Annotated in this window: 11 protein-coding genes; 5 read left to right on the top strand and 6 right to left on the bottom strand. The window is 62.2% G+C overall.

The features are described 5' to 3' along the window. Nucleotides 1-2: 2 nt before the first annotated feature. From recF to rpsT, 4 genes are all read right to left on the bottom strand, one after another. On the bottom strand, nucleotides 3-1,151 hold the full coding sequence (gene recF, locus AB7783_RS22105; protein WP_089263410.1) for a DNA replication/repair protein RecF: 1,149 nt from the start codon (nucleotides 1,149-1,151) through the stop codon (nucleotides 3-5). Between the two features lie 210 nt (nucleotides 1,152-1,361). Next, nucleotides 1,362-2,480: a DNA polymerase III subunit beta gene (gene dnaN / locus AB7783_RS22100; RefSeq protein WP_089263411.1), complete on the bottom strand. Its 1,119-nt coding sequence runs from the start codon at nucleotides 2,478-2,480 to the stop codon at nucleotides 1,362-1,364. A 244-nt stretch (nucleotides 2,481-2,724) separates the two neighbouring features. Then, complete coding sequence (gene dnaA / locus AB7783_RS22095) at nucleotides 2,725-4,158, bottom strand: chromosomal replication initiator protein DnaA (RefSeq protein ID WP_089263412.1); 1,434 nt, start codon at nucleotides 4,156-4,158, stop codon at nucleotides 2,725-2,727. Nucleotides 4,159-5,383: 1,225 nt separating this feature from the next. Continuing rightward, nucleotides 5,384-5,650: a 30S ribosomal protein S20 gene (rpsT, locus tag AB7783_RS22090; protein ID WP_068729934.1), complete on the bottom strand. Its 267-nt coding sequence runs from the start codon at nucleotides 5,648-5,650 to the stop codon at nucleotides 5,384-5,386. 355 nt (nucleotides 5,651-6,005) lie between these two features. On the opposite strand from rpsT, the gene AB7783_RS22085 reads away from it, so the two are divergent. The 4 genes from AB7783_RS22085 to AB7783_RS22070 all read left to right on the top strand — a co-directional run bounded on the left by AB7783_RS22085 (nucleotide 6,006) and on the right by AB7783_RS22070 (nucleotide 9,201). Then, nucleotides 6,006-6,320, top strand: a complete 315-nt coding sequence (locus AB7783_RS22085) for a hypothetical protein (RefSeq protein WP_441278807.1) — start codon at nucleotides 6,006-6,008, stop codon at nucleotides 6,318-6,320. 185 nt (nucleotides 6,321-6,505) lie between these two features. After that, a complete protein-coding gene (msrA, locus tag AB7783_RS22080) occupies nucleotides 6,506-7,162 on the top strand; it encodes a peptide-methionine (S)-S-oxide reductase MsrA (RefSeq protein ID WP_439078722.1) in 657 nt (218 codons plus the stop codon). Nucleotides 7,163-7,345: 183 nt separating this feature from the next. Beyond that, a complete protein-coding gene (locus AB7783_RS22075) occupies nucleotides 7,346-7,972 on the top strand; it encodes a polysaccharide biosynthesis/export family protein (protein WP_089263414.1) in 627 nt (208 codons plus the stop codon). Between the two features lie 227 nt (nucleotides 7,973-8,199). Next, nucleotides 8,200-9,201 (top strand): Bug family tripartite tricarboxylate transporter substrate binding protein, encoded by a 1,002-nt coding sequence (locus AB7783_RS22070; protein ID WP_439078721.1) that lies wholly within the window; start codon nucleotides 8,200-8,202, stop codon nucleotides 9,199-9,201. Nucleotides 9,202-9,363: 162 nt separating this feature from the next. Here AB7783_RS22070 and AB7783_RS22065 read toward each other — a convergent pair whose 3' ends face one another. Next, nucleotides 9,364-10,035 (bottom strand): dienelactone hydrolase family protein, encoded by a 672-nt coding sequence (locus tag AB7783_RS22065; RefSeq protein WP_439078720.1) that lies wholly within the window; start codon nucleotides 10,033-10,035, stop codon nucleotides 9,364-9,366. A 75-nt stretch (nucleotides 10,036-10,110) separates the two neighbouring features. After that, a complete protein-coding gene (locus AB7783_RS22060; protein WP_093757685.1) occupies nucleotides 10,111-10,452 on the bottom strand; it encodes a hypothetical protein in 342 nt (113 codons plus the stop codon). Nucleotides 10,453-10,666: 214 nt separating this feature from the next. On the opposite strand from AB7783_RS22060, the gene AB7783_RS22055 reads away from it, so the two are divergent. Next, nucleotides 10,667-11,761, top strand: a complete 1,095-nt coding sequence (locus AB7783_RS22055; protein ID WP_089263417.1) for an HD-GYP domain-containing protein — start codon at nucleotides 10,667-10,669, stop codon at nucleotides 11,759-11,761. The last annotated feature ends 8 nt before the right edge of the window (nucleotides 11,762-11,769 follow it).

Below are 11,769 nucleotides of genomic sequence, written 5' to 3'. Positions count from 1 at the left end.
GTTCAACCGGCCGGCTGGCGCCGCGCGATATGCCCATTGGCGACGTCGAAAATCTCGCCGGATGGGCCGATATCTGCGAAAGCAACAGGATCGGCGCCGGTCATCCAAACCTGGGCGCCCAATTTCGAGAGTTCGCCGAACAGCGACTTGCGCCGATCAGGGTCGAGATGGGCGACAACTTCGTCAAGTAACAGGAGCGGCGTGATACCGGTCATCTCCGCGACCAGCGTGGCGTGGGCGAGGATGAGCCCGATCAACAGGGCCTTCTGTTCGCCGGTGGAGGCATCGCGCGCCGGCATGTTTTTCGGCGCATAGATCACCTGCAGATCGGTGAGATGCGGGCCGTCGAGCGTGCGGCCGGCGGCGGCATCACGCGGGCGACCATCGCGCAAGATCTGGCGATAGCGATCTTCCACCGCTGTGGCCGGTTCATTGACCAGCGCATTCTCCATCCAGCCGTCGAGCATGATGAGTGCGGATGGAAAGGCCGATGCTTCGCCGCGCACGCGCAGCATCTCTGCGAGCCGCATTGCAGTCTGGCCGCGTGTCGCGGCAACGGCGACCGCGAGTTCAGCGGTCTCGCGCTCGATGGCATCGAGCCAGTGGGCGTCGCCGTTCCGGTCTTCGAGCAAGCGGTTGCGCGAACGCAGGCTACGCTCGAGTGCAGAGACGCGACCGGAGTGATCCTTGTCAATGGCCAGTACGAGGCGGTCGAAGAAGCGTCGGCGTTCGGAGGCGGCGCCCATGAACAGCTGGTCCATGGCTGGCGTCAGCCACACCATGCGCAGGTGATCGCCGAATGCGGTGGCCGAGCCTACCGGCTCACGGTCGATACGACAGCGACGGCTGGTGGACGCACCTTCTGCCGCGGGGGCATCGATGCCGGTGCCGAGTGTGGCGAGACCAACCTCACCCTCGACTGTCGCCGAGACTGCCCAGGAACCGTCGCCTTCGTTATTCGCAACGTCTTCGAGCGTCGCGCGGCGCAGGCCGCGGCCGGGCGACAGAAACGAGATCGCTTCGATGCAATTGGTCTTGCCGGCGCCGTTCGGACCGACGAGGGCGACCATATCCGCCGACGTCTCCAGCGACGCCGCGCGATAGCTGCGGAAATTGGTGAGCGACAGGCGATGGATGCGGGAGGCGGTCATTCGTGAATATGGGACTCAGCTAAAGTCGTCGCAACGCTCCGCGCCAATCTCCGTCGTCATCCCCGCCTAGTGCGCCGAAGGCGCATGCGGGGCGGGGATCCATGACCACGGCCGGCACAATTAAAACGGCAGAGTCGTGGCTACCTAGCTGCAACTAGTTCTTCGGAGGCTATGGGTCCCCGCTTTCGCGGGGACGACACCTGAAGAAACTCACACCCGCATCGGCATCAGCACATAGAGGGCACCCTTGGCGTCCTTGTCCTGCACCAGCGTCGGCGAACCGGGATCGGCAAGGCGCAGCACGGCGACTTCGCCTTCGATCTGGGCGGCGATGTCGAGCAGATAGCGCGAGTTGAAGCCGATATCGAGCGCGTCGGAGGCGTATTCGACCTCAAGCTCTTCGGTCGCACTGCCCGAGTCCGGATTGGTCACGGACAGCACCAGCTTGCCCGCGGACAGCGCGAGTTTCACGGCGCGGCCGCGCTCGCTGGAGATTGTCGAGACGCGGTCGACCGCATTCTCGAAATCCTTCTTGTCGATCACCAGCTCCTTGTCGTTGTTCTGCGGGATCACGCGGCCATAGTCGGGGAAGGTGCCGTCGATCAGTTTCGAGGTCAGAACCACATTGCCGAGCGTGAAGCGGATCTTGCCCTGCGACAGCTCGATGGTGATCTCGGCTTCCAGATCCTCGATCAGGCGCTGCACTTCACCGACCGTCTTGCGCGGCACGATGACGCCCGGCATGCCGTCGGCGCCCTTGGGCAGCTTGAGGTCGATCTGCGCCAGACGATGACCGTCGGTGGCGACGGCACGCAGGGTCGCCGCGGTCGCGGTGCCGGCGGCGTGGAGATAGATGCCGTTGAGATAATAGCGGGTCTCTTCGGTGGAGATCGCAAACTGCGTGCGGTCGATCAGGCGCTTGACGTCGGAGGCCGGTAGCGCAAACGAGTGCGTCATTTCGCCGGCGGCGAGATCCGGGAAATCGTTCTCGGGTAGGGTCTGCAGCGTGAAGCGCGAACGGCCGGCGCGGATCGCCATCACCGAGCGGTCGCCATCGGCTTCGAGCACGATCTGCGAGCCATCCGGCAGTTTGCGGACGATGTCGTAGAACATATGCGCGGGCACGGTGGTGGAACCGGCGGTGCCGACTTCGGCGGCCAGGGTTTCCGTGACTTCAAGGTCGAGGTCGGTGGCCTTTAGCGACAGCCGGGCATTTTCGGCACGGATCAGCACGTTGCCCAGGATCGGAATCGTGTTGCGGCGCTCGACCACGCGATGCACGTGGCTCAGCGACTTCAGGAGTTGCGCGCGTTCGACGGTGACCTTCATAACAAAACCCGCCCGATTCAATCCGGTGTCGTGTGGAAATGCCTGGCGGCCCGAATGGGCGCCGCGGCGATGACACCCGCAAGCTCGATCAAGTGGATTTTGCTCAATCCCGCGGGGGACCGCAAGGTGGCGTGGATGGCCGGGAAGCGCAAGAGAGATGCGCTTCCGGCCCCCAATGTTTTGACGGTTAACACCCTCGTCCTGCCCCGGCGCACGCTTTGGCGCGTCGGGGGCGGGGACGCTTTTACTCCTGCAGTTGGCGCTTCAGCGTCTCGACCTCATCCTGCAGGGCCACGTCCTTGCCGACCAGCGCCTCGATCTTGCGTACGGCATGCAGAACCGTGGTGTGATCGCGGCCACCGAAGCGGCGGCCGATTTCCGGCAGCGAGCGCAGCGTCAGGGTCTTGGCCAGATACATCGCAACCTGACGGGGGCGCACGACATTGGCGGTGCGGCGCGACGACAGGAGGTCGGACCGGCTGACATTGTACTGACGCGCGACGACACGCTGGATGTCCTCGATCTTGATCCGCTTCGGCTCCTGCGGGCGGATCAGGTCGCGCACTTCGCGTTCGGCCATTTCCAGCGTCACCGGCGTGGCGTTCAGCTTCGAATGCGCCAGCAGGCGGTTGATTGCGCCTTCGAGATCGCGGCCATTGTGGGTGATGGTGCGGGCCAGATAGTCCAGCACCGGTTCCGGTACGTCGAACGAGGCATGATGTGCACGGGCCGCAGCAACGCGCGACTTCAGGATGCCTAGGCGCAGCTCTTCGCCGAGCGAGCTCATTTCGACGACGAGACCGCCGGCGAGGCGCGAACGCACGCGTTCGTCAAGGCTTTCCAGATCCGACGGCGGACGATCGGCGGCGATCACCACCTGGCGGCCGGCATCGATCAGCGCGTTCAGTGTGTGACAGAATTCGGCCTGCGTGGTCTTGCCCTGCAGGAACTGCATGTCGTCGATCACCAGCACGTCGATGCCGCGTAGCGCTTCCTTGAAGGCGAGCGCCGTCTGCGTCTTCAGCGCAGCGACGAAGCCGTACATGAACTTCTCGGCGGTGAGATACAGCACCTTGCGGTCGGGGCCGGAATTGCCAGCCCAAGTCACGGCCTGCAACAGATGGGTTTTGCCGAGGCCGACGCCGGCATGGATGTAAAGCGGGTTGAACATCACCGGATCGCCGCGGCGACCTTCGGCGACCTGACGCGCGGCAGCATGGGCCAACGTGTTGGCGCGGCCGAGCACGAAGCTCGCAAAAGTCAGGCGCGGATCGAGCGGCGAGCCGCCGAGTGCTTCATGGCTTGCGGACACCGGCGCGGTGGCCGTAGCGCGGAGTTCGGGCGCGGGACGGTTGTTGAACGTCTCCGTGCGGCGCGCTTCGGTCGGCGCTGCGGCTTCCTTGTTGGCGGGCGCAACGTTGCGCATCGCCGAACGCACCGTGAGATCGACGCGATGAACTTGCGGCATCTCGGCCTGCCAGGCGTTCAGCACGCGCTCGGCGTAGTGGGCCTGGATCCAGCTCTTCAGGAATCGGGTGGGTACCGAAAGATGGACGCTGTCGTCCTGCACGCTTTCGAGATCCATCCGCGCGAACCAGCTGGAGTAAACGTCTTCGCCAACCGTCGACCGCAGCCGACCTTTCACGCGAGACCAGTGATCCTGTTCCATATTAGCCATTGTCAGAGAACTTTTCAGATAGAGTGAGTGTCCGGCACAACGCTGCCGATGAATGTCCGCGTATGGAGACGCGGTGCGACCTCGTGTGACGCGTCGTCTTCGGGCACAGCTCCGCCAACGGCCATCCGGCCGAGGTCAGATCAGTGATGTCGAAGAGGACCTCGTCGCGAGGTCAGCGCGTACTGGAGGGTCTGTCGGGAACGTGGGCGGAGGTGTGGATCGCGGTATCTGAACGAGACGCAGATCGCGGTCGCTGGAATGCTGTCGTGGTCGATTTGCGCATAAAGCCTCCCCCGCTCACCGCGGTCGCTCGCGGCAAGATGTCAGTTCACATGTGGTTCAAAGTCAGTCCGCAACGCTGAACATCGAAACTCGTTCAGTCGCATTCCCGTATCGTCGTCTTGCCCGCTCGCCTGCCCGCTTACTTCCGCACCGTCAGCTTTGCTGGTTGCGATTGGCCGGTGCGCATTTCTTTTCAAAGCATCCGAATGGATACCCGAGAAATTTCGACACAGAACAACCCTTCCCATATTGCTATGGGCTGCGATCCGATCAAAGCTTGGAAGGTGTCGCTAACCTGAAGACCGTCGCTGATCCTAAGGTCCGTCCTGGTTCTTAAATCGCTCTGATCTGAAGAACCGCGGGCGCCGCGAGTGATTAAAGAAATACAGCACGCCCGGTTTCTCGCAACGGAATCATTTTTCAGGTGCCCCGCAAAAGCCTCACTTGCGCAGCCCGGAACACGTCGTGATTTTTTTGACGATGCGTCAAGGTTTTGAATCAACGCGCTGAATCGTAATGTGACAGTGCCGTTGCAGATTCGATCCAGCGAAAAAAGAAATTCATAATTCATTTACGAATGAAGGGGCCGAGTCCGCGTTTTCAAACTGGTCCGCTTCGCTATGCCGATAAGTGATTAGAGCCGCGCGTTTTTTTCTGTGCGTTGAGTCAGGGTAACCCTAGACATCGGACTCGCGCTGGCGGCGTGGCGCTGTTGCTTTTTCAGAATCACGCTGACGCAAGCGATAACGCGGATTGGCACTCGGTGTGATGCGTTGTGCGTTCCGGCTGTGCCGTTGAAGAGACATGACGAGACGCGCATCGCGCAAGCGCGCGGCGGTCTTTGCGCTTCATCAGAATTTGTGACGCGATAGCGCGAACGCATTGCGGTATAAAAAAAGCCCGGCGTGAAGCCGGGCTTTTTGGAAAGAATGTTGTCGTCAGATTACTGCGCGAGCTTCGCGATCTGATGGACGAGACGCGAGACCTTGCGGCTTGCGAGATTCTTGTGAACGAGGTTGCGCTGAGCAGCCTTCATCAGTTCGGGCTCGGCGAGCTTCATCGCCTTCAGCGCCGCTTCGCGGTCGCCGCTCTTGATCGCCGCCTCGACGGTGCGGACTGCACCGCGCATCTGGGTGCGGCGGGACTTGTTGACGATGGTGCGGCGGGCAATCTTGCGCGTCGCCTTCTTGGCGGAGGTCGTATTGGCCATATCTCACTATCCTTCAGCAGCGTCCCGTCTCGGGCGCCGGGCTGATTGACGTCTGCCGCTCGACTGCGGCCAACGCTGATCTGTTTCCGGGGTGTTCCTGAAAATGCTATCCCCGGAGCGGCAAAGCTCACGCGTTTCGAAACTCACGGGGCGCGCCGCTCAAAGAACAGCGGCGGCGGGATTGCGCCCACCGCCATTGGCGCTCCTTATAGAGTGCCCGATTTCCACCGTCAACGCCTTCCGGCTGCGCCTTTAGACGAAAAACAGCCGCAGAGTGGCGGTTAAGTTGCTGATGAGGTTGAATTTCTCGGGTTTGCCCGGTATTGCCGGGGGTGAGAGCGATGAGGGGATTCGGATGATCCGCGGGTTTTTCCGCCTGATAGGGCTGTTATTGCTGGCCGGTGGGTTCGTGTTCCTGGTCTATGATGGGGCGCGCTCGATTGCCGATCAGGCGCTGCGGCTGACCCGGCTCGGGGAGTTCTGGAACGACGTCAACCAGGCCAGCCAGCGTTCCTTCCAGGCGATGGTCGATGCCAATGCGCCGTTCCTCAGCGGGCTTCTCAAATTGCTGCTCAACCAGCCGGCCTGGGCCGTCATGGGCGTGCTCGGCATCGTGCTGATGCTGTTGTTTCGGCCAAGCAAGCCGTTGATCGGCTATTCGCGGAATTGAACGGCGCTCGACGACGTAACACACCTGCCGTTTCCCTCGTAGATACCTATATTGCGACCTGAGATACGCCGCGCGGCAGGAGTGAATCCGGTTCTGCCTCGCAGGTGCTGTTGGCCCCCAAGATCTGCGCGTTCGTCCAGCGAGCCGGAGTCCACTTCGTTCGCGAGCGCGCCGGGAGATGACTCATGTTGTTCATGCGCAAGACCACTGCATTGCCGACCGCGGCCGAAGCGCTGCCCGGTCGCGATACGCCGATCCCCACCGCCAAGCATCACTTCGTCAATGGCAGCAACATCCAGCCGCCCTATCCGGAAGCAGTTGAGCAGGCGGTGTTCGGGCTCGGTTGCTTCTGGGGCGCTGAGCGCAAGTTCTGGGAGCTCGGCGACGGCATTTACACGACCGCGGTCGGTTACGCCGGCGGCTTCACGCCGAACCCGACCTATGAAGAGACCTGCTCGGGCCGTACCGGTCACACCGAAGCAGTGCTGGTGGTGTTCGATCCGAAGAAGATTTCTTACGAGCAGTTGCTGAAGACGTTCTGGGAGAGCCACGATCCGACCCAGGGCATGCGTCAGGGCAACGACATCGGCTCGCAATATCGTTCCGCGATCTACACCTTCAGCGATGCACAGCGCGATGCCGTCGCAGCGTCGAAGGCGGCGTATCAGAAGGCACTGTCGGCGAAGGGCCTCGGCACCATCACCACCGAGATTGCGCCGGCCGGGAAGTTCTACTTTGCCGAGGACTATCACCAGCAGTATCTGGCAAAGAATCCTGGCGGCTATTGCGGTCTCGGCGGCACCGGTGTGTCGTGCCCGATCGGGGTCGGCGTCACGGCCTGAGCTGACCACGGCTAAGTGTAGATAAACAACGTCAAAAGCCCGCTTTCGGAGCTCCCGAAGGCGGGTTTTTTGCTGCCTGATGGAAGGCCATGACAACGGAATTTTAACCATAAGAGGCCAAAACCGAGGCTGCCTCTATGAGGGATATGTCCAGTGTCGTCTGCCCGCGCGTTTCGTCTGCCCATGATTGTCGCGGTTGCCGCGCTGGCTTTGTCCGGCTGCATGCGGAGACCGGGTCCTGTTGCAGTGGTTGCGCCGGCTGCCGATCTCGACACGCTCGCTTACGGTCGCCCGGGTTACGGGCCGGCAGCAGTGCCGGTTGCTTATGCTCCCCCGGTCTCGACCTATGATGCGCAGTACAAGCTCGATGCCGGCGACAAGCTGCGCGTCGTGGTTTACGGTCAGGAAGGTCTCACCAATTCCTACGCCATCGATGCCGGTGGCGCGATCACCATGCCGCTGATCGGCCGCGTGCCGGCGCGCGGCATGACGCCCGCTGGGCTGGCTGCGAGCATCACCGGCCGCCTGCGTAATGGCTTCATTCGCGAGCCGTCGGTGGCTGTCGAAATCGAAGCCTACCGTCCGTTCTTCATCCTCGGTGAAGTTGCCGCTCCTGGACAGTATCCCTACGTGCCCAATATGAGCGTCGAGAGCGCGATCGCCATTGCCGGTGGCTTCTCGCCACGCGCCAAGCGTGATGAAGTCACGCTGACCCATACCACCGTCGAGGGCTCGTACCGCGCCGTGGTGCCATTGGGCACGCCGATCAATCCCGGTGATACGGTGCTGGTCAGCGAGCGCTGGTTCTGATCGCACGCATCGATCGCGGTCATCACCTCACACGCGATTTTCTCCGCTTCACGGAATAGACGCGCTTTCCCGCGATGAAATTGGCTGCGATGTATCGGCGCATTGGCGTCAGGATACGCGTTGCTCTGTATCAGAATCGTCTCCCGCCCTGTAGCAATGATCAAGCGAGGTCAACTCGCTGAAATGCGCCGCCATGTCGGCACATATGGATATCAGGGGGAGAAGAGATGAAGACCAGTCCGTCGGTCAACGTGATGCGCGGCGTCACTCTGGCAGCCATCGTGGCGCTGGGAGCGGCGCTGTCTTCGCAAGCATTTGCGCAGACCGCGCAATCCTATCCCGATCGGCGCATTACTTTCGTCGTGCCCTATGCGCCCGGCGGTGCCACCGATGTCGCGGCGCGCCTACTGGCGCAGAAGCTGCAGGAGTCCTGGAAGCAGGCCGTCACCGTGGAGAACAAGCCGGGCGCCGGTGGCGTGATCGGCAACGATTTCGCTGCCAAGGCTCCGGGCGACGGCTACACGGTGCTGATCGCAATCACGCAGATCATCCAGGCGCCGAGCCTGATGTCGAAATTGCCCTACGATGCGTTCAAGGATCTCGCGCCCGTCACGCAGGTCGCGATCTCGCCGATCGTGCTCGTCGTGCCCGAAGCGCAGCCGATGAAGTCGGTGAAGGAACTGGTCGATCTTGCTAAATCCAGTCCCGGAAAATATCCGTACGGCACTTTCGGCAACGCCACCACGTCGCATCTTTATGGCGAGCTTCTGAAGAAGAACACCGGCATTGATATGACCCATGTGCCGTATCGTGGCGCGGCGCCGCTCTTGAACGATCTGCTCGGCAATCAGGTCACGGCGGCCTTCCTCGACTTCACCACGGCCGGTCCGCAGCTCGAAGCCGGCAAGATCCGTCCGCTCGCAGTGGGCGGCGAGAAACGCAAGCCCAAGCTGCCGAACGTGCAGACCATGGCCGAACTCGGCTATCCCGGTTTCGAGGCTGAAGGCTGGGTCGGCGTCTTCGTGCCAGCAGCGACGCCGAAGGACATTGTGAGTAAGCTGTCGGCCGAGCTCGGTCGCATCATCAATTCGCCGGAGGGGACCGCCGGCCTGCAGGCGGTCAATCTCGTTCCGGTCGGTGATAGCCCCGAGTCCTTCGAGAAGAGCCTGCGTCGCGACTTTGAGCGCTGGGCAACGGTGGCAAAGACAGCGGGCGTGAAGGGCGAGTGACGTTCCAATCTCTCCCGACTGGCAGGGAAAGATCGAGGCTGCTCCCTCTCAGTCGTCATACCCGGGCTTGACCCGGGTATCCAGCTTTGCCCAAGCGCCTGTTGGTGCCGCAAAGGTGGATTGCGGGGTCAAGCCCGGCAATGACGTGGAGAGGGTGGCGGCTTACTTCAGATGCTTCGCGAGGAACGCGAGGCTCCGTTCTCTCGCAACATCCGCGCTGGCCTTGTTGTAGCTGGCGCGCTGATCGCAATTAAAGCCGTGTTCGGCCCCGTCATAGACGAAGATCTCCACATCCGGCCGCTTGGCGCGGATGGTCTCGACGTCCGACAGCGGAATGCCGTGATCCTTTTCACCGAAATGCAGCTGCGTCGGTACGGTCGGCTTGTCGTCGGCAAAGCGCACCACGGCGCCGCCGTAATAGCCAATGGCGGCGCTGAGGCCGGTCAGCTTCGTGGCTGCGGCGAAAGCAACACTGCCGCCAAGGCAGAAGCCGATGATGCCGACATTGCCGACATCCCCAACGGAATCGATCGCGGCCTGGGTATCGCGCAGCATCGCGGGCCAATCCGGATTAGCAACGAACTTGCGCGCGATGGCGATTTCCTCGGGCGAATAACCGGACTGGAAGTTGGGTTCGGTGCGATCGAAGATCGACGGCGCCACCGCCACATAGCCTTGCACAGCGAAGCGATCGCAGACCGTGCGGATGTGGTCGTTTACGCCGAAGATCTCCTGGATCACCACCACGGCGCCCTTGGGCTTGCCCTCAGGCTGGGTGCGGTAGGCGCCGAGTTTGAAGCCGTCAGATGCAGTCAGCGTGATGTCTTGTCCCACGAGGTATTCCATATCGTTGTTAAGGGGTGAGGTCTGTTTGGCGCGGACGATAGCACGGGTCTACTCACAAAGCGGCTACTGCCACATCCAATGCCGGCCCCAGTCGCCCTTCCAGCCGGTCAGGCGTCCCTTGCGAAACTGGAGATAGAGGCGGTCGCGGCGGTCGAAGAAGCCGCTGCCGCCGAAGGTGCGGATCGCCAGATAGATCTCATCGCCCGGTCGGCCGCTGACATAGGTTAGCGGGGTGCCCAAGATACGGGCGGCGTCGTCCGCCGCCATCCCAAAAGCCAGCGGGGTGGCGTTCGAAAGGGTTGCCGTGAATGGCAGATCGGGCCTCGTCCCGGCGGGCTGCCCGTGGGCTGGAACCGTGACGGCGAGGGCGGTCGCGACGCCGAGGATGAACCTGATGGTCTTCATGGCGCGATTGTTTTCCGGATCGGATTCTGGCGCAAGGCGGCATTGCTTAAAGTTTTCGCGAAAGCCCTAACCGACTGATAGTGCTATCCGCCGGAATGAAACCTTCCGGGGGGCGATCAGGAAGCATTAACAATACCCATTAAGCTTCAAGAACCCTGTTCCAAGGTATGTATGTCCTGCTTGCGGCCCGTTCGCCGCAATAGATCGAGGGCATATGACCGCTTCAGTCAACCAATCGCCGGCGCGCCGCCGACTGCTTCTGGCATCGGACCGCAGCGATCACAGCAGCGAACTCGTCGATATCCTGCAGAAGGTCGGCGAAGTCGATGTTGTCCCAACGTCAGCCATTCCGGAGACACCGCCCAGCGAGCTGTCGGGTATCGTGGTCGATATCAATCTGCGCTCGGCAGAGGCCGTGCAGCGCGTGCGCAACAAGCTGCGCCACAAATCCTATGAAGCGATACCGCGCCTGTTCGTGCTGGCCGACTCGCTGCATCACGGATCCATGCAGGCCTGGGCGCTCGGCGCCACCGATACGATCGCGCGGCCGTTCGATGCACGTGGCATCATGCAGCGTATTCGCGCGGCATTTCCAAACCCGCATGACGAGGACTTCTCCGCCCGCGGCAAGGCGCTGAATCGCGGCGTCGAGGCGGCGCATGCGGTCATGGTCAAGATCTTCGAGAAATTGCCGGCGGGCGTGCCGCTCACCTTCAACGACGTGATGCAGGCAGAGAACCAGATTCTGAAGGCCATCAAGCGTACATCGCTGCGCGAATGGCTGGCCGCAGTCGGCCGTCATCACAATCACAGCTATCGTCACTGCCTGTTCGTGACGGGGTTCGCGGTGGCCTTTGCGCAGCATCTCGGCATGCGCGACGAAGATCAGCGCCGTCTCACGCGCGCAGCTCTCGTGCACGACGTGGGCAAGGCGTTTATCCCGGTGTCGATTCTGGACAAGCCGGGCAAGCTCACCGAGGACGAGACGCTCGAGATGCGCAAACATCCGCGTCTCGGCTTCGAAGCGCTGGTGGCGCAGGGCAGCTTTCCGCGCGAGATGCTCGACGTGGTGCTGCATCACCACGAATTCCTAGATGGCAGTGGCTACCCCGATGCGCTGGCCGGCGACCAGATCAGCGACATCGTGCGCCTGATGACCATCGTCGACATCCATGCGGCTCTGGTGGAGCGGCGCGCCTATCGCATGGCCTTCACGCATGCCAAGGCGTTCGAGATCATGGAGCAGATGGGCGACAAGATCGACCAGCAACTGCTGCAGGTGTTCCGCCCGGTGGCGCTCGGCGCGTAAGCGCCGTT

Origin of the sequence: Tardiphaga sp. 172_B4_N1_3 (assembly GCF_052076035.1) — a bacterium.
Lineage (GTDB): Bacteria > Pseudomonadota > Alphaproteobacteria > Rhizobiales > Xanthobacteraceae > Tardiphaga > Tardiphaga robiniae.
This window is presented reverse-complemented; position numbering and strand designations above follow the sequence as displayed.